Below are 19,544 nucleotides of genomic sequence, written 5' to 3' on the forward strand. Positions count from 1 at the left end.
AGTAACAACGGGGTTGGTGGTATCGATATTGCCTGTGGCGGTAACGTTGCTGGTGTTGCCTGCATCATCACTGATGGTCACGGCAACCGTGTAGCTGCCTTCGGCTAGGGCTGTCGGTACTTCAACGCTCCAATCACCACTGCTATTTACGGTGGCGGTGAGTGTTTGCTCTGCCCCATTGCTGTCGGTGACTGTCACGGTGACAGTGCCGCCCACTTCATTACTACGACCACTGAGTACCGGCGTGACATCACTGCCCTCACCCACACCAGTTAAGGTTAGTGTTGGCGCAAGGGTGTCGATAACACCGGTCACGGTTTCTTCGCTTAAGTTACCAACCCCATCACGGACACTGGCTTCAACGCTAAACTGACCATCGGCTAAGGCGGTGGTTGGGCTCACACTCCAATTACCATTAGCATCAACAATGGCGGTCAGTGTTTCTGTTGCACCGTTGGCATCGGTGACAACTACGCTGACTTGTGCCCCTTCACCGGCATCGGTGGTCCCGCTAATAAGTGGGGTGTTGTCGTTTGTCAGTGCATCCACGCTCACGGTTAAAGTCGGCGGTGTACCATCAAAATCGGTTGAGGTAATCGTGCGTACATTGCCGGCTTCATCAGACGCACTTGCGGTGATAGACGCTAAACTGAGCAGTGGTACAGTTAAGCCGGTCAATGACCAATCACCATTGGCATCGGTTGTCGCAGTGTATGTCACTACACCACCGCCAACCAAGTTTTGGGTAATAGTGACCGTACTACCAGCCGGTAAATCAGAGGTACCGCTTAAAGTAACCAATTGACCCAGTAAGAAGGTCGGCACAAAGGCAAGCTCTGGTGCAATTGTATCAACTACACCACTGTCTGTGGCGCTGCTGTTATTACCCGCTGAATCACTGATACTCGCTGTCACACTGTAGTTACCATCGGCCAATGCTTGCGTCGCATCGACACTCCAATTACCTGACGCATCGGTGGTCACTGTCACTGTGTGGCTGGTGCCATTGGCATCGGTAAAGGTCACATCTAAATTCGTATTGGCTAAATCTGATGAGCCAGTGACTGTGGGTGTGTTGTCATTGGTTAGCGCTGGCGCATCAATGGTGATGGTTGGCGCGGTCACATCAATTGTGCCGGTTTCGGTGTCACTGCCTGTATTACCTGCGGCATCCACAATGGTTGCAACAACGGTGTAATCACCTTCGGCGAGTGCCGTTGTTGCTTCAGCTGACCAACTACCATCGGCTTGTACAGTTGTTGTTACTGTTTGAACATTACCCGCACTGTCGGTGATGGTTAATGTAACAAGCGTCCCCGCAGGCACGCCTGTACTTTGACCACTAATAACAGGGGTTACATCGTTGCTGTCGGCAATCGCATCAATACTGACAACAGGTGCGGTGATATCTACATTACCTGTCGCATTGTCTGTGCCTGTGTTACCAGCAGCGTCTGTAACAGAAGCTGTGACTGTAAATGTACCTTCGGCTAATATAGTCGAAGCGGCAACAGACCAACTACCATTGGCTAATACTGTCGCGACAACTGTTTGTGTATTTCCAAGAGAGTCAGTAATAGTCAAGGTGACTAAACTGCCTGCACTTGCGTCTGTCGTACCGCTAATTGTTGGAGTGGTATCATTGGTGTCGTTAATATCATTTATGGTGATACTAGGCGCAGTAAGATCGACTGTTCCTGTGCGTGTTGCCGTGCCATCAATAGTATTAACTGTCACCGTTGCGGTAACTGTAAAACTTCCTTCTGGTAACGCATTGTTTGCTGTCACAGACCAAACCCCGCCGGTGACCATTGTGGTTAATGTTTCTACCGGATTGACACCATCATCAATCACAACTGTCACCGTGCTGCCATCAGCGGCATCAGTTGTGCCCGTAATCGTAGGAGTTGGATCGTTAATTTCACCAATAACATCTATCGCAATGCTTGGCGCAGATGTATCGAGTGTAAAGCTTTCAGAGGCTGTTGCGGTATTACCCGCAGCATCTTCAACCGTTGCCACAACCGTGTAATCATCGTTTGTTAGTGACGGTGAAGTAACAGACCAGTCGCCATTTCCATCAACCACCGCTGATAAGTTCAGCGTATTTCCGCTTGAATCAGTTACAACTAAAGAAATAACTGTGCCAGCCGGTTCTGACGAAGTCCCACTGATTGTTGGCGTATCTGTATTGACCGTCCCTAGATTATTAATGGTTAATAATGGTGGCGTTGTATCAATACGACCCGTGCCTGAGTCTGTGCCAACATTGCCTGCTGCATCGGTGATCGTTGCAGTAATAGTATAATCGCCGTCAGGTAATACAGAGGCATCTGTTTGCCACGACCCATTGGCAGCTACAGTCGCGGTAAAGTTATGTGTATCCCCATTACTGTCAATAACAATAATACTGACCAGTGTTCCCGCAGGCTCGGTTGAGGTACCACTTAAGGTTGGTGTATCGTCGTTACCTAGGCCATTATCATTCACAGTAACAACCGGGTTGGTGGTATCAATATTGCCTGTTGCAGTCACACTGCTGGTGTTACCTGCATCATCACTTACTGTCACCGTGACGGTATAATCCCCCTCAGCAAGACCATTAGGAACTTCTCTACTCCAGGTTCCGTTGCTGCCAACAATGGCAGTAAAAGTTTGTACTGTGCCGTTGCTATCCGTGACAGAAATAGTAACCGTCGCACCAATTTCATTACTGGTACCACTTAACACCGGAGTGACATCACTGCCCTCACCCACGCCAGTTAAGGTCAGTGTTGGCGCAAGGGTGTCGATAACACCGGTCACGGTTTCTTCGCTTAAGTTACCAACCCCATCGCGGACACTGGCTTCAACGCTAAACTGACCATCGGCTAAGGCGGTGGTTGGGCTCACACTCCAATTACCATTAGCATCAACAATGGCGGTCAGTGTTTCTGTTGCACCATTGGCATCGGTGACAACCACGCTGACTTGTGCCCCTTCACCGGCATCGGTGGTCCCGCTAATAAGTGGGGTGTTGTCATTTGTCAGTGCATCCACGCTCACGGTTAAAGTCGGCGGTGTACCATCAAAATCGGTTGAGGTAATCGTGCGTACATTGCCGGCTTCATCAGACGCACTTGCGGTGATAGACGCTAAACTGGCCAGTGGTACAGTTAAGCCGGTCAATGACCAATCACCATTGGCATCGGTTGTCGCAGTGTATGTCACTACACCACCGCCAACCAAGTTTTGGGTAATAGTGACCGTACTACCAGCCGGTAAATCAGAGGTACCGCTTAAAGTAACCAATTGACCCAGTAAGAAGGTCGGCACAAAGGCAAGCTCTGGAGGAATTGTATCAACTACACCACTGTCTGTGGCGCTGCTGTTATTACCGGCTGAATCGCTAATACTCGCTGTCACACTGTAGTTACCATCGGCCAGTGCTTGCGCTGCATCGACACTCCAATTACCTGACGCATCGGTGGTCACTGTCACTGTGTGGCTGGTGCCATTGGCATCGGTAAAGGTCACATCTAAATTAGTATTGGCTAAGTCTGATGAACCTGTCACCGTTGGCGTGTTGTCATTGGTCAGCGCTGGCGCATCAATGGTGATGGTTGGCGCGGTCACATCAATTGTGCCGGTTTCGGTGTCGGTGCCTGTATTACCTGCGGCATCCACAATGGTTGCAACAACGGTGTAATCACCTTCGGCGAGTGCCGTTGCTGCTTCAGCTGACCAACTACCATCGGCTTGTACAGTTGTTGTTACTGTTTGAACATTACCCGCACTGTCGGTGATGGTTAATGTAACAAGCGTCCCCGCAGGCACGCCTGTACTTTGACCACTAATAACAGGGGTTACATCGTTGCTGTCGGCAATCGCATCAATACTGACAACAGGCGCGGTGATATCTACTTCGCCTGAGGCCGTGTCGTTTCCTGTGTTACCAGCAGCATCTGACACCTCAGCGTCAATGGTATAACTGCCTTGCGCTAATGCTTGAGATACAGCAACTGACCAACTACCGTCGGCTCCCGTTGTTGCCACCAGCGTTTGCACATTGCCCGCACTGTCTGTAATTGTCAGCCTAACTTCGGTGCCGGTTGGCACACCTGAGGTTTGTCCGCTAATGACGGGGGTTGTGTCGTTTGTCACAGCTTGTGGGTCGATGACCACTGTCGGTGCTGTGGTATCAATAAGACCTGTTTCGGTGTCTGTACCTTGATTTCCGGCTGCGTCTTGCACTGTTGCAACAACGGTGTATTCGCCTTCAGCGACCGCATCTAACGCCTCTACAGACCAACTACCATCGTTGTTAACGGTTGCAAAGAGTGATTGCTGCACGCCTTGGCTGTCTGTGATCACTATACTGACAACAGTGCCCGCAGGAACTCCTTCTGCCATACCACTGATCACTGGTGTTACATCTGAGCTTGGTGCAAGTGCATCCACCGTGATGGTAGGTGCGGTAGTATCCACAACACCAATCGCAGTATCAGAGGCTGTATTACCTGCCGCGTCACTTACTGTTGCTTCAACGGTGAATGCGCCTTCGGCAATAATCACATCAGCCTCAACTGACCATGAACCATCTGCTAAGGTAGTCGTAATCAGGGTTTGCGTATTACCGTTACTATCTGTCACCAAGAGGGTAATTTGTGAGCCTGCAGGTACACCCGTTGTTTGACCAGACAACACGGGCGTTACATCATTTGTGTCGGCAATATTATCAATGCTGATTGTAGGGGCTGTTAAATCAATAATGCCTGTTTCGGTGTCTGTTGCTTGATTACCTGCACTGTCGGCAACCACCGCGGTTACTGTATATTGACCTTCGGCTAAGTCTGTACTTGCCGCCACAGACCACGAACCATCTTGTGCCACCGTCGCTGAAACAACCTGCGAATCCCCATTACTGTCTGTAATAGTCACGGTTACAATACTACCCGACACTAAACCCGATGTTTGGCCTGAAATTAATGGCGTAACATCACTGGTATCTGCAAGTGCATCAATAGTGACTGTCGGAGGGGTTATATCAATTAAACCCTGTGCACTGGCATCGCTGGTTAAGCCATCCACAGTGACCGACGCCGACACAGTGAAACTCCCCTCACTAAGTGCTTGTGTTGGTTCTACACTCCATACGCCATTTTGCACTGTCGCAGTAACAGACTGGCTATTATTATCACTGTCTTCAATGATGACTGTTATTAGCGTGCCATCAGGGGCATCAGACGTACCGCTAATTGTCGGTGTTGTATCATTGGTATCATTAATAGCATCAATCGCAATACTCGGTGCAGAGCTATTAAGAATAAAGGCGCTGTTAGCTTGCGCTGAATTACCCGCCGCATCGGTCACAGTAGCAGTAACACTAATATTGCCATCTTCTAACTGAGCAGGTACATCGCCTGACCAGCTGCCATCGGCATTCACAATTGCTGTAAATTCATAACTTGCGACACCATCAGTGACCACCACTGTTACGATGCTGCCCGCAGGTTCATTTGTTTGACCACTGATCGTTGGCGTGGTGTCATTCACTGTGCCCAGATTATCAATCGAAATGGTCGGCGCAGTGATATCAATCACCCCAGTATCCGTTACTTGAGTTTGATTACCTGACTCATCCGCGACACTGGCTGTGACTGTAAATGCGCCCTCAGCCAAAGGCGTATCAGGGCTGATAGACCACGTACCATCAGCAGCTACAACAGCCGAAAGAGTTTGCGTCGCTCCATTGCTATCTGTAACAACAACCGACACAACCGTGCCAGCAACTGCATCTGTAGTACCCGAAATAAGTGGGGTTGTATCATTTGTAAGCGGATCGAAATCAAGCGTTAATAGCGGACCCACACCATCAAAGTTACCAATTTCGGTATCTGTGCCTGTATTACCCGCATTATCAGTGATACTGGCCGTCACTGTAAATTGCCCTTGCGCGACTGCACTGGTTACAGGCACAGACCAATTTCCATTGGCATCTACTGTGGTGGTATACACTTGGCTATTATTTTGCGAATCAACCACTGTCACAGTCACTGTACTGCCATTCACGGCACCTTGTGATGTACCCGAAATCACTGGTGTGCTGTCGTTTATTGAGCCTATCGTATCAATTGTCACGCTAGGGGCCGTAATATCAATCACCCCTGTAATTGAGTCGCTTGCTGTATTACCAAATTGATCAGTCAGCGTTGCATCAACGGTAAACTCACCCTCAGCTAACGCTTGCGATACTGTAATGGTCCAATTACCATTTGCATCAACCTGTGTGGTAAAGGTTTGAGCCACGCCAGATTCAGGCGTAATCACCACGGTGATTTGATCTCCCGCTGTCGCGTTTAATGTAGACCCTGAAATGGTGGGGGTTATATCATTTGTCTCACCAACAGCGTCTATTAAAATAGTCAGTGATGAACTATCGATTTGACCTGTTTCAGTGTCAGAGGCTTGATTGCCTGCATCATCTGCCACCGAGGCAGTTACGGTATACTCACCTTCAGCAAGGCTTGTAGGCACATCTGCACTAAAGCCACCATTATTGTTGGTTACCGTTGTAAATGTTTGGCTATTGCCGTTGGAGTCAGTGACCACGAGCGTGACTGTTGTTCCAGCATTAACACCTTGTACCGTACCTGTAATGGTCGGGGTGTTGTCGGCACTGCTCCCTAAGGGGTCAAGATCAATAATTGGCGCGGTTAAATCGATATTACCCGTTGCGGTATCAAGCGCTTGATTGCCAGCTTCGTCTGCCACTGAAGCAATTACCGTGTATTCACCCTCTGCTAGGCCGTTTGGTACATCCGCACTAAAGCCACCTGCGCTGTTGATTAAGGCCGTGAACGTTTGGCTATTGCCATTAGAGTCAGTGACCACAAGCGTGACGGTTGTACCCGCATTAACGCCTTGCACCGTCCCCGTGATAGTCGGGGTGTTGTCTGCACTGCTTCCAAGGAAGTCAAGAGCAATAATAGGAGCTGTTAAATCAATAACGCCTGTTGCTGTATCAAGTGCTTGATTACCCGCAGGGTCACTCACCGTGGCGGTGATTGTAAACTCACCTTCTGCTAAGACCTGATTTGCACCGACTTGCCACGTGTTGTCAGCATTTACAACCGCAGTTAAGACCTGTTGATTGCCATTGCTATCAACAAGCGTAATAGTGACTAAAGTGCCTGGCTCAACGCCCGAAACAACACCCGATATAACGGGTGTAACATCATTTGAATCCGTAAATTCGTTTATCGCAATGCTCGGAGCGGTTAAATCAATAACACCTGTTTCAGTATCTTCAGCACTATTACCCGCTTTGTCCTGTGTTTGTGCAACAACCGTAAATTCACCTTCTGCTAATTCATCAGTGACTGTGACTGACCAGCTACCATCGGCATTAGTAATTGTTGTGAATGTTTGTGTACTGCCTGCACTGTCTGTCACACTTACCGTGACTGTCGTTGCTGCATCAAGTCCTTGCGTCGTGCCTGATATTGTCGGCGTTGTGTCGTTACTATCAGCCATTGTATCAATGTTGATAATAGGCGCGGTCAAATCGATAGTACCTGTTGCAGTGGCGGTGCTGGTATTCCCAGCTTCATCACTGACACTTGCTGTGACAGTGTAATCGCCTTCGGCTAATTCGCTGGCAACATCGACCTGCCAGTTACCTTGCGCATCGGTTGTAGCTGTTAGTGTTTGCGTTACTCCATTGCTGTCTGTCACAAGCAATGAAATGGTAGTACCCGCGGGTACATCAAGTACTGACCCTGAAATTGTTGGCGTTGTGTCATTGGTATCATTAAGGGGATCAATGAAAATAGTTGGATCGGTTAAGTCAATTTCACCAATTTCACTGGCTGTGGCCGTGTTACCCACCTCATCCGTAACGGTTGCCGTGACGGTAAATTGGCCTTCAACCAAAGGAATGGTGGCCTCTACAGACCAATCACCATTTGCATCGGTAATAACCTGTATTGTTTCTGTCGCGCCATCACTGCCTATAAAGGTCACGGTGACCACTGCGCCCGGGGCAACATCTTGGGTCGAACCCGATACACTGGGGGTTGTGTCATTGGTATCAATAATAAAGTTAATACTGACTGTTAAGTCAACATTACCGATTGCAGTAGCTTGCGCTTCGTTACCTTGTGGGTCTAGCACGGTTGCTACAACCGTAAAATCCCCCTCAGGAAGAGGTTGAGTCATTTGAATAGACCAACTTCCGTCAGCTTGTGTAATCGCTAATAAATTAAATACGCTACCATCACTTGCTGTAACAGACAGCATGATAGTTGTGCCCGGCGCAACTCCCTCAGTTTGACCACTTAGTAATGGCGTGGTGTCGTTGCTATCTGCAATAGAATCGATCGTGATTGAAATAGGCGAAAACGCCACTGTCCCAGAAGTATTAGCCGTCGCAGAATTTCCTGCCGGATCTGATACTGTTGCAATCGCAGTAAAACCGCCTTCAGGTAATGCTGTGCTCGCCTCCACACTATAGCTGCCATCAGCTAACACAAACGCTGTAAGCGATTGTGATTGGCCATCACTACCCACAACTTGAATAGTCACTTGTGTGCCTTCTGGCACACCCTCAACACGACCAACAAACACAGGCGTGGTGTCATTCGTATTGGCAATGGCAGTTAAGGTGATGTCTGGTGCCGTTAAGTCAATCACCCCTGTTGCGCTATCCTGTGCTTGGTTTCCTGCCAAGTCGCTGACAGTTGCAGTCACCTCAAACGGCCCTTCAGCCAGTTCACTTGGAACATCGAGAGTCCAATTACCATTAGCATCGGTGATGGCGGTTAAAGTCTGAACTTGGCCATTTATATCGGTTACCACAACCGTCACAACGCTACCTTCAACCACACCGACTACATTACCGGTTATGGTTGGCGTGGTGTCTTGCGTATCTTCAATTGGGGTAATATTTATTATCGGGGCGGTTACATCAATAATACCAGTGGTGCTTGCTTGTGCTTCGTTACCCGCTGCGTCTAAAACAGTGGCTGTCACGGTAAATTCGCCTTCAACCAACGCAACTGGCACATCAACTGTCCAGCTACCGTCGTCAGCAACAATCGCTATCACGGTTTGAATAGCGCCATCGGCTGCAGTAATCACCACCGTGATCTCACTGCCAACAGTCACCCCACTCACATTGCCTGAAATCGTGGGGGTTGTGTCATTAGTTTCACCAATTGGGTCTATGTTTATCACCGGTGCCGTTAAATCAACGAGTCCATTTTCTGTATCGGTGCCTTCGTTACCTGCCGCATCTACAGCCGAAGCCAATACGGTATATAAACCTTCAGCAAGCGCTTCTGTGGTAATACTCCAATTACCTTGCTCATCAACTTGGGTGACAAATGTTTGTACTTGGCCTGCGCTGTCTGTCACCGTAATTGTGACATCATCACCTGCGCTAATGCCTGATACAGAGCCATTAATCACCACCGTTTGTGACGCAGAGTCGGACAATTCATTAATGATAACAACAGGCGCGATGGTATCGATATTCGCACCAATCGTGTCACTAACAGGGTCGCCATTTGGGTCAATAGCAACCACTTCAATCACAATAGGGCCGTCAGGCAGTGGATCCAAAGGTGGAGTCGTAAAGGTACCATCGGGTTGAACAACCACCGTAACCACTTGGTTATTACCATTCACATCGGTGACAGTCACCGTGACTGTTTCACCAACAAGATTTTCAGTGGTTCCTGTGATCACAGGTTGAGAGTTATTTATAACACCTGGGTCATCAATACTAACCGTTGCCGTTAAGGTGTCTGTTGGGACAACACCATCGGTTGTATCACGCGGCGAAAAAATACCACTGCTATCGCTATTAAAACTATCATCAAATGCGAGACTTGAAGGGTCAATGCCCTCTGCAATACGTGCTAATTCTACAAATGAAGTACCGCCACCCGAGGTCGCTCCCCCTGTACCACCAGCGGCAGTGGCTTCTAAACTATCGAGAATATCGCCACCGCCTTCAAGCGCATCTAAAAAGTCGCTTATGTCACCACCTTGCTGCGGGTCTGGGGTTGCTTGATTTGGTTGATTCAAGCTTGCAATGGCGTCGTCAATACTGTCATCAAACACCGTATTTTCAGAGCTATCTTTGACCTCTTTTGCGAGTAGGTCCGGCGTAATGGTGACCTTTTTATTAGCAGGAATAGATAAAGACTCACCTTGCACGTCAATTAACAATGTTGACTTATCCGCGGTGATAACGGTATCACCCACAGTGATAACATCACCCACACTCAGTGCTTTAATTGACCCATCGGCTTGAATAATACCGGCAGAGCCTTGTACATCAATAACTAATAATTGGTTCGCATCCATTTGCTATTCCTCAACATATTTAAATTGCACGCGTATAACGTAAATCTAGTAGAGAAACAGCACTTAGTTACTGGACTATGGTACAGGTTTTACACAAAGCTAATACTATAGGACTAAAGTACGGGTACACGTAAAATAGGATCAAACACCCGCAAAATAATACAAAAGAAGTATTTGCAGTATCTAAATTTGTTGACTAAAACTAACTTAGCGTGAATTAAATTTAGTCGATAAAAGAGGATGATATGACTATTAGCGAAAAGTTCACTACCAAGAAACTCTCTGTATTTTTCACTTTATTATTTGCTGCAAACGGCAGCTTTTTTAATGCTAATGCAGAACAAGTTTCAGTGATGCCTCTAAATTATGTGGCAGATAAAGCAATTTCAACCAACCCTGAAGTGCAACAAGCTTGGCATGCATTTAAAGCATCTATGCATGGTATTGATGCGGCACGTTCTGGCTATTTACCCACAGTGGATGTGTCGGCCAGTGCTGGGTACGAAAAGCGCAATTACGGTATTGAAGAAGAATATAACCGTAACACTGCCGAATTAACGCTCGGGCAAATGCTTTACGATGGTTTCAGAACCTCAAATAACGTAAAACGTTTTGAACGAATCCAATTAATACGTTATTTCGAATTATTAGATCAAGCCGAAAAAACAGCACTCGCTGCAAGTATCGCTTATTTAGACGTACAAAAGTTTACTGAGCTTGTTGAACTTGCTGAAATTAACCTTAAAGAACATGAATCGGTTTATCAGCAGATTGAACAAAGTGTGGGAGCTGGCGTTGCGCGTGCTGCTGATCTTGAACAAATTAGTGGTCGTCTGTCATTAGCGCAGTCAAACGTGATGACAGAATATGAAAACTTGCATGATGTCAGTGCACGCTATTTGCGTATTATTGGCGAGCTTCCGACTCAAGGTACGGTAAAGGCAAAGTTGAGTGATGACGCAATCCCCATCACAATAAATCAAGCCCTTGATATCGCCTATAAAAACAGCCCAAATTTTTATGCATCGCTTTACAATATCGAAGCACAAAAAGCCAATGCAGACTCGCAAAAATCGGCCTTTCATCCGAATGTTGATTTATCAGCACGCTACGGCATGCAAGACCGAGACGAGTTAGGGTTAAACGAAACCCGCTCTGAGGCACGTGTTGGTATTGATGTGAGATACAACCTCTATAACGGCGGACTCGATAGCGCAAATCTAGACCAAGCCTATCAAGAAGTGAACGTTGCTAAATATCAACGCGATCAAACATGTATAGAAATAAGGCAGAACTTACAAATCGCCTACAACAGTGTACAAGTCCTACAAAGCAAAATACCTTCGCTCGCTAACCATAAAGAATCGTCGCAAAAAGTTAAATACGCCTACAAAGACCAATTCGATATCGGTCAGCGCACATTGCTCGATGTACTTGATGCAGAGAATGAATCATTTCAATCTAATCGCTCTTACACTGCAGCCCTTTACGATAGACAAGCAGCCATACTAACGATGCTGGCCGAAATGGGGAAATTACTTGAAACCCTCAATGTAAAATCAGATAAATTTCCTGCAATCAGTGAGCTAACCGACGACCCTATCGCACTCAGTGCTGACAGTATTTGTCCTAAATTTGATGTTGCAGCGACCCTGAGTCGACAAGCCTTTTTACAAAAAAAGAAGCAACAAGATAACGCGTATATGAGTGTGACAGCCATGCCGAGTTATCTCACCATTCCAACAACACCCGCAAGCACCTTCGTTGACGATGACAACGACGGCGTTGCTAACGAAAATGATGATTGCCCATCAACTCCTGCTTTTACGGAGGTCGATGAAAGAGGCTGTACAAAGTACCGTAGCAACACTAGCAATGTCGAAATAGGTATTCCCTTTCTTGCCGACTCTAGTGTTGTACGCCCTGAATATATGCAAGAAATTGCAAGACTGGCAGACTTCTTAAAAGAACACCCCAGTAAAAATGTCGAAATCCAAGGCCATGCTTCATTAGAAGGCCCTGCTCTTTACAATAAAAAACTGTCAGAAAAACGTGCTTTTTCGGTCGCTGAAATACTCATTCAACAATACGGTATCTCACCAACAAGAGTGAAGTCATTAGGCTATGGAATTGATCAGCCAAGAATAAATGAGATTTCTGTTCGCGCAAACGCAGCAAATCGTCGCATTGAAGCGGTAATAACCGAAAAAGGTAATCGCCCACCCGCCATGAAAGACGGCTGGTCTTAAACTTTAGGTTTATTAATAATGGACATTTTATGCAAGAGAACGATGTACTCGACCACGGCGGCAGTCTTGTAGACTGCCTAGAAATTTTATGCCGCTATCATGATCGAGAGTTTTCTCGTGAAACACTGCTTAGTGGGCTTCCCCTTGAGGATGGCTTATTAACGCCATCGGGTTTCTCGCGAGCAGCAAAACGTATTGGTTTTAAAACCAAGGTTGTGCGCAAAGCACTTTGCGACTTAAACGTTGCTTTGTTACCCGCCGTATTAATTTTGCAAGGGAATGAGGCTTGCGTCATTACAAAACTCGACACTCAAAATGATAAAGTCGAAGTGATCTACCCCGAGATGCCAGACTCTGCTGTGACATTAAGCCTTGAAGAGCTTTATAAAACCAGTACATCGATGATCATTTATGCACAACCCGAGTTTGCCTTTGATGCGCGCTCCCCCGTACTGCAAAAACTGTCGAAAGACGGCTGGTTTTGGGGTGTCATTAAAGAGTGTCGAAGCTTATACAAAGATGTCATTATTTCTGCCATTGCTTTGGGCATTCTTTCCATTGCAATACCATTGTTTGTCATGAATGTTTATGACCGCGTTGTGCCTAACCATGCCACTGAAACGTTATGGGTGCTTGCCACAGGCGTACTAATTGCCCTTACCGCAGACTTTATTCTCAGACTCGTGCGCAGTTATTTTGTAGAGCTGGCAGCCAGTCGTATTGATGTCAAAGTGTCGGCAGTGATCATGGAACGCGTGTTGGGTATGAAGTTAAAAAACCGTCCTGCGTCAGCAGGCTCGTTTGCCAGTAATATTCAATCATTTGAGGCAGTGCGCAGCTTTTTTAGCTCCATTACTTTAATTGCCCTTGTCGATTTACCTTTCGTACTGCTTTACCTCACAGTCATCGCGATTATTGGCGTTGAATTAAGTTTACCTATTATCGTTGGGGCACTGCTATTAATGAGTTACGCGCTGGCCGCCCATCGAAAACTCGAGAGCCTGTCAGAACAAACCATGAAAGCAAGCTCTATGCGCAATGCTGTTTTGGTTGAAAGCTTAACAAACATTGAAGATGTCAAAAGCTTTCACAGTGAATGTAAAACCCAGTCAAACTGGGAAAAATCAACGATTTTTATAGCCCGAGTCAATGCCCAAAGTCGCTTAATATCATCTTCTATAGCCAATGCTGGCTCGTGGGTTCAGCAGTGTGTTGGTGTGGTGATTATGTTAGTAGGTGTACACCTAATTATCGAAGGTGATTTAACCCAAGGGGGGCTAATTGCCGCCTACTTATTGTCGTCACGTACTATGGCTCCTATTAGTCAATCTGCGGCTGTGCTCGCGCAATTTCATCATGCCGCTATTGCAATGCACTCGTTAAATGAAATTATGGAAAAAGACGTTGAGCGCCCCACAGGCAAACATTGGTTAAGTCATCCAGTGTTGCTTGGCGACATAGAATTTAACGACGTACGCTTTAAATATACCGATGAAAGCAACGAAGCGCTCAGTGGGGTTAGCTTTAAAATAAAAGCTGGTGAAAAAGTGGCTATTTTAGGGCGCAATGGCTCAGGGAAAAGCACCATAGAAAAACTAATTTTAGGCTTGTATGAACCAACAGCGGGCACTATTTCAATTGATAATAACGACATCCACCAAATCGACCCCGCGGAGCTTAGGCACAACATTGGGTATGTGCCCCAAACCATTTCATTATTTTTTGGTTCGTTAAAAGACAACATCACCCTCAGTGCGTGGCACGCTAAAGATGAGCAAATACTTTCGGCATGCCAGCAAAGTCAGTTATTTGAACTTATAAACTCTCACCCCGATGGGTTCGACATGCAAGTTGGTGAGCAAGGCCGATTACTCTCTGGGGGTCAACGTCAGGCAGTTGGTATTGCCCGAGCACTGTTAAATAACCCGCCAATACTGTTGATGGATGAACCAACTTCGGCGCTTGATCACAACAGCGAAACTAAGATCATTAATAACATCAAACGCAGTTGCCAAGAAAAAACCTTAATCGTTGTAACTCACAGAACCTCGTTACTCGAACTGGTCGACCGTGTCATTGTGATCGATAACGGTAAAGTGGTTGCCGATGGTCCGAAATCTCAAGTGTTATCAGCGTTAAATCATCAAACAGTAGGAAAAGTATCATGAGCGATAATAACCTACCTATTGAACAGCGCTCGTTTGAGCGCTTAAACAAAGCACTTGAAAAACAAAAAACAAAACGCCCTTCGCTCTTTTCAAAGTTATTTTCAGGTTGGTTATCACCCCCAACCAGTCAAGACTGGGTAGTAGATGCTCAATGGGAAAAAATGCAGCAGCAACCTGCTAGCGCCAAAGTACTGCTTTATATTATTTGTTTCAGCCTGTTAGCCTTAATTATGTGGGCCGCATTTGCGCACCTCGACGAAGTAGCACGGGGCGAAGGACGCGTTATCCCGTCGCATAAACTACAGGTCGTGCAGTCTTATGATGGCGGCATGATTGAGCAAATCTATGTCAGAGAAGGCCAAATAGTTAACGAAGGCGATGTATTAATAAAGATAGATCCAACACGCTTTATTTCTTCATTTAGAGAAAACCAAGCAAAAATACTGTCGTTAACAGCAAAGGTAGAGCGCCTTAAAGCGTTAACCCAAAAAAGACCTCTCGCGTTTGATCCAGAAATTATAGAAAAAGCCCCTGAGGCAATCGCCCATGAACAAGCCATGTTTGAGAGCAGTAATCAAGAACTCGAACAGCAAGTTACTATACACAAGCGGCAATTAGAGCAACGCCGTCAAGATTATGCCGAAGCAAAAGCAGCACTTCAGCAACACACTAACTCGTTAAGTTTGGCCAATCGTGAGTTGTCTGTCACACGCCCATTATTACGCTCTGGTGCTGTTTCTGATATTGATATTATTCGCCTAGAGCGCCAAATAGTAGAGCACACAGGCGAAATAAACAGAACCAAAGCCGCCATAAACCGCACCATGTCAGCCATTAACGAAGCTAAAAACAAAGTGACCGAAGTTGAGCTTGCCATGATCAACCGCTGGAGCAACGAGTTATCAGAAGCTTTGCTTCGTCTTGATGCTGTAAAAGAAACCGAATCAGGGCTTGCCGACAAAGTAACACAAACCGAAATTCGCTCCCCCGTGAATGGCACGGTTCAACGTTTACTGGTTAATACCGTCGGGGGCATTTTACAACCGGGCAGTGATGCTCTTGAAATTATTCCACTTGATGATCAGCTCGTTGTCGAAGCAAAAATTTTACCGAAAGACATCGCTTTTTTACGTCCAGGCCAAACTGCGATGATCAAATTCAGTGCCTATGACTTTGCTATTTATGGCGGCTTAGAAGCCGAAGTAACACATATCAGTGCTGATACCGTCACCGATGAAAGAGATAATACGTTTTACATTGTGCAGTTAAAAACGAACCGTAATCATTTTTCAGAAAACCTGACCATTATTCCGGGCATGACCACTCAGGTAGATATAATAACCGGCAAAAAAACCGTACTAGAATACCTTTTCAAACCCATTTTACGTGCAACGTCTTTAGCGATGACCGAAAGGTAAGACGAGATAATTACAGCATTTTTACGGAGTATTCATGCGCCGCAGTATTTTTATTACACAAGATAAATTGCAATCGCCTCATTGGCAAAGTGCGTTTCCAGATTGTGCCGTTCATACCTCGTCGCCCAAGCAATTAATTGCAGACACATTAATTTGGTTGTTAGCCGATGGACCTGAGTGGCCGTCTCTCGTTGAGAAGTACAGCGCCCAACGCATACCCGTTATCGTAATGACCACACAACTTGATATAGCCCAACTGTGTCAAGCACTTCAACTTGGTGCACGTGGTTACATAGAGGCATTTGCGAGTAAGGTGATTATCGAGCAAGTAGCAGAAACCGTGTGTTCAGGCGGTATTTGGTTACCGGGGCAGTTACTGTCGAATCTGGTCGGTGTTTTGTCAAACCAACCTATTAGCTACCAACATCAATGCGATTTGAGCTGTTTAACTAAACGTGAAAAACAAGTTGTTGATCACGTTGTCACTGGCGCAACCAATAAACAGGTTGCGCAAACCTTACATATTACAGAGCGGACTGTAAAAGAGCATATGAGCTCTATTTTTAATAAATTAAAAGTACGCGATCGTATGCAATTAATGTTGGCCGTAAAAGGCCATTAACCAACACGTTCCTCAATTGCGACTAAGCCATCAAATCCTAAACTGTGCAGTATGGCTTGGTCACTCGGGTTTTTAACTCCCTCTGCAACCACTTTAATACCTAAAGAATGAGCTAAAGAGCATACGCCACGTAAGAACGTTTGGTTGTCTTCACTAAAACTAATATTGTGGCAATAAACCGTGTCAATTTTAATCATCTCAAGGCCAAGTTCTTGTATTTTAGTGAGCTTAGTAAACTCAGCCCCCACTCTTTTAAGCGCAACTTTGGCGCCAATACAGTGTACTTGCGAACAAAAGCTTCTAAACAAACTAAACTCTTTCACTGCAAAACCCGCTCTTACCTCAAAACATAAGCGTTTAGCTAAATTCGGGTAAGCAGAAAGCCCTGTTAAAATAGAGGCCACAGCCATGTCATCTCGCAAAGTATCGGCGCTCAGCTCTATGGCAAGTATTGATTCATCCTCACTATCACCATATTCAAGGATCATCAGTTTCATTAAACTCCAATCAAGCCTTGCTAATAAGTGCAAGCGATGTGCCCATTGGTAGTAAAATCCAAAGCGATATTTTTCACCGTTTAACAGTAAACTCAATGAAATTTGCTGCTGGAGTAACGAGCCACTAAAACTACTGACCGGGTATAAGGCAATTTCAAGTTGATTCTCTTTAAGTGCAGTTTCGATTGTTGTGCGCCATTGGTCGGCATCAATATGTTCTTGATGGACCGGCACATTGTCGTTAATGCATGCATTACATCCTGGCTGGGCAATAGCAATTTTTAATAGCTGATCAACGCGTGTTAGTAACTCTCCTCGAGTATCATCGGCTTTAATAAGGCTACAACTATGAGACACCCCAAGCTCCACTTGAGCAAACTCTGCCACTAACTGTTTGTGTATATTTAGCACATTATCGCTGAGTGTTTTTAGCTCGCTGACATCACTAAATAACACTAAAAAATCGACATGCGACATACGTGCAATTTGGCTCTCACGAAAACTGTCTTCATTTGATTCTAAAAACACCACTAACGACTCTGAAAAACGGCGTAAAAATGACACCATTTCAACCCGTCCCACTTGGTCAGATAATGCATCAAGATTAATCACTCTAAACAGAAATAAAGCACCGTGTGATTGTGAGTTTTGTAAAAAGGTATCGAGCGTTGCATTAAAATACTCACGATTAGCAAGCCCCGTTAAATCGTCGTGCTGACTTTTAAAGCGCATTTCTTCTAGGCGTCGGCGGTCTTCTTTGACTGTGCGACTAAAGCGAGATGATAATTGGTTCATTGACGTAACAAGCTTGGCAAACTCGTAGGTTCTTGGCACTTTTGATTTAATAAAGCGCTTTTCACCCAGCGCCACCGCTTGTTTCATTACATCGCTCAATGGGCTTAATATTTTTGATAAGAAATAAGCACCAGCAATACATGCAGACACCGCAACCGCTAAAAAGCTATAAAATAAATGTACGGCGCTCTGCCACAGTGCATCTTGCGTATATTCGCTGTGGCTTTCGACATATAACGTACCAAATTGCTGCCAGCCATCGCTGACTTGCGCAATGCCCGGCGCCACATTTAGCGAATATAAATGACGAAACCAACGGGGTGCATTTAGAGTTAACTCACCACGGTAAATGCGTTTTATTATGGTGTCGCCTTGGGGATCTTTGAGCTCAATACGATGGTAGTACCCGGTATCAAAAGTAGCCGAAATAAGTAACTCTATTTCCACCGGATCTTTATTCATTTGACTCAGCATTAATGCCAACGAGTTAGCATTATCGACATTTTTCATTCTAAGCTCAGTGGTAAAGTATTCTTTCGCCGAGCTGGTACTAATCAGCAAACTACTTACAAAACCAATAATGATCACCGTTAAAATGGCAATCCACAATTCCTGTTTTAAGGTAATGGTTTTATTTCTTTTGCGTTTTAACACTTTAAATACGCTCACCATTTAACTCCTTCTTTACGCGTTTGCTCTAAAATATGACGCCAACGCGATAGTCTCGCGGTTGGATCTGCCACACTTTGCGTCGAATTATTTGCCCAAAGGCCTTTACTATTAAAACTAAAAACGGGACTAAGATCGGTGCGTTTGGCTGCAGGCAGCACCTTAACAATCAAACTGTCTAAAATAAGGGGTTGGGCATTAGGCTGAGTAAAATAACCGAGCACCATATGCGCTTGGGTTTGCCGAGTACCGGGGAGTTGGGCTTTAACATAAATAAGCCTAAGTTTGTCGTCACTGATACCCAGCGCACGTAAACTCACATACTTGGCAATCGCATAATCTTCACAATCCCCCAACCCTTTGCCCATGGTCTCGAGAGGGGTCGCCCAATAGTCGTTTTGCTTCCAAAGTTCTATATCAGTTTGATAACGAAGTGTGCGGGCAAAAAAGTCATTCACAACTAAAATTTGCTGCTGCTCGGGTAAGCCTGCAGCATGTTGCAGCATGCCCTGCCACTGTCTGGCGACAGTCACTCGGTTAGCACCATAACGCTGTTGCATTTGTTGGATAAAGGTTGAAAACTCAATCACCAAACGCTCAGCAAGCGCGACGCTTGTTAAGCATAAAACCAAAAAAAAGAGGATCGAAAAAAAGCGATAGCGCCAAGCAAAGCGGCATGCACTCACAATGCCTTTACTGAGCATAGGCCATGCCAAAGAACAGAACAGCTTGGTTTAAGTAACGTGTTATCACCAGTATGCTTTTATTAAAAC

7 protein-coding genes are annotated in these 19,544 nt (G+C 45.8%); 4 read left to right on the plus strand and 3 right to left on the minus strand.

The window, feature by feature from the left end; genetic code table 11:
- On the minus strand, positions 1–10,353 hold a 10,353-nt coding region (locus tag LPA49_RS17855), incomplete at its 3' end, for an Ig-like domain-containing protein (protein ID WP_230237389.1).
- A gap of 245 nt (positions 10,354–10,598) precedes the next feature.
- Between LPA49_RS17855 and LPA49_RS17860 the strand changes: the two genes are divergently transcribed.
- Genes LPA49_RS17860 through LPA49_RS17875 form a run of 4 tightly spaced genes read left to right on the plus strand, consistent with a single transcriptional unit; the run spans position 10,599 to position 16,810 of the window.
- Entirely contained in the window at positions 10,599–12,602 is a 2,004-nt protein-coding gene (locus LPA49_RS17860; protein ID WP_227006835.1) for a TolC family outer membrane protein, read from the plus strand.
- 29 nt (positions 12,603–12,631) lie between these two features.
- Entirely contained in the window at positions 12,632–14,770 is a 2,139-nt protein-coding gene (locus LPA49_RS17865) for a type I secretion system permease/ATPase (protein WP_230237390.1), read from the plus strand.
- A complete protein-coding gene (locus LPA49_RS17870; protein WP_199524938.1) occupies positions 14,767–16,188 on the plus strand; it encodes an HlyD family type I secretion periplasmic adaptor subunit in 1,422 nt (473 codons plus the stop codon). The genes LPA49_RS17865 and LPA49_RS17870 overlap by 4 nt, the downstream gene beginning before the upstream one ends.
- Positions 16,189–16,222: 34 nt before the next feature.
- The gene (locus LPA49_RS17875; protein WP_036970232.1) at positions 16,223–16,810 is read left to right on the plus strand and encodes a response regulator transcription factor; all 588 of its coding nucleotides are present in this window, start codon (positions 16,223–16,225) and stop codon (positions 16,808–16,810) included.
- On the opposite strand, the gene LPA49_RS17880 is transcribed toward LPA49_RS17875, so the two are convergent.
- Positions 16,807–18,774, minus strand: a complete 1,968-nt coding sequence (locus tag LPA49_RS17880; RefSeq protein WP_118844079.1) for a LapD/MoxY N-terminal periplasmic domain-containing protein — start codon at positions 18,772–18,774, stop codon at positions 16,807–16,809. The genes LPA49_RS17875 and LPA49_RS17880 overlap by 4 nt on opposite strands.
- The gene (locus LPA49_RS17885) at positions 18,768–19,475 is read right to left on the minus strand and encodes a transglutaminase-like cysteine peptidase (protein ID WP_083422949.1); all 708 of its coding nucleotides are present in this window, start codon (positions 19,473–19,475) and stop codon (positions 18,768–18,770) included. The genes LPA49_RS17880 and LPA49_RS17885 overlap by 7 nt, the downstream gene beginning before the upstream one ends.
- Positions 19,476–19,544 lie beyond the last annotated feature (69 nt).

It is taken from the genome of Pseudoalteromonas sp. MB41 (assembly GCF_020966275.1).
In the GTDB taxonomy this organism is placed as follows: domain Bacteria; phylum Pseudomonadota; class Gammaproteobacteria; order Enterobacterales; family Alteromonadaceae; genus Pseudoalteromonas; species Pseudoalteromonas lipolytica.